Annotated in this window: 3 protein-coding genes; all 3 read left to right on the top strand. The window is 65.1% G+C overall.

Going from position 1 to position 724, the window contains the following annotated elements; all coding sequences use genetic code 11:
- A partial coding sequence (locus H7J89_RS25895; protein WP_443677606.1) for a PPE family protein, SVP subgroup occupies positions 1–124 on the top strand: 124 nt, incomplete at its 5' end.
- Positions 125–291: 167 nt separating this feature from the next.
- Positions 292–591, top strand: coding sequence for a PE family protein (locus H7J89_RS08595; protein ID WP_066949973.1), 300 nt, complete (start codon positions 292–294; stop codon positions 589–591).
- An 8-nt stretch (positions 592–599) separates the two neighbouring features.
- Positions 600–724 (top strand): PPE domain-containing protein (locus H7J89_RS08600; RefSeq protein ID WP_264041806.1); only part of this gene is annotated, 125 nt, incomplete at its 3' end.

Below are 724 nucleotides of genomic sequence, written 5' to 3' on the forward strand. Positions count from 1 at the left end.
CAACGCCCTGCTGCGCGGCATGCCCACCGGCGCCATCGGCCGACGCGCGGGCGCCGCCGCGGGCTACTCCCACAAATACGGCTTCCGCTACAGCGTCCTCACCCGCCCACCATCAGCCGGATAGGGAAAGGCCAGGTGAACGGAAGTTGTACACGAATGAACAGTCGGCACTAGGGAGGCGAGGCACCGCGTGACCCCATTAATCTCACCAGTAAGCCATGCCTGCGGTAAGCCCACCGGCAAACCGTTCCTCGAAGGCCAGCGAGCCTAGAGAACAGGGAGGGAATCCAAATGTCGTTCGTCACGACGCAGCCCGAGGCCTTGGCCGCGGCGGCGGGCAATCTGCAGAGCATCGGTTCGACGCTGAATGCACAGAACGCGGCGGCGGTGGCCCCAACGACGGGGGTAGTGCCGGCCGCTGCTGACGAGGTGTCAGCACTGACCGCGGCGCAGTTCTCTGCGCACGCGCAGATGTACCAGGCCGTGAGCGCCCAAGCCACGGCGATTCACGAGATGTTCGTCAACACCCTGGGCATGAGCTCGGGATCGTACGCGGTGACTGAGGCGGCCAACGCGGCCGCGACGGGTTAAAGGAGTCAATGGTGTTTGATTTTGGGGCGCTTCCGCCGGAGGTTAATTCGGCGCGGATTTACGCCGGTCCAGGGTCGGGGTCGTTGATGACCGCGGCGTCGGCGTGGAATGCGATTGCCGCGGAGTTGCAGTC

Source organism: Mycobacterium paraffinicum, assembly GCF_025822865.1.
GTDB classification, from domain to species: domain Bacteria; phylum Actinomycetota; class Actinomycetes; order Mycobacteriales; family Mycobacteriaceae; genus Mycobacterium; species Mycobacterium paraffinicum.

Coding starts and splice junctions, on each gene's coding strand:
- H7J89_RS08595 (WP_066949973.1), top strand. CDS start 292: ATGTCGTTCGTCACGACGCAGCCCGAGGCCTTGGCCGCGGCGGCGGGC.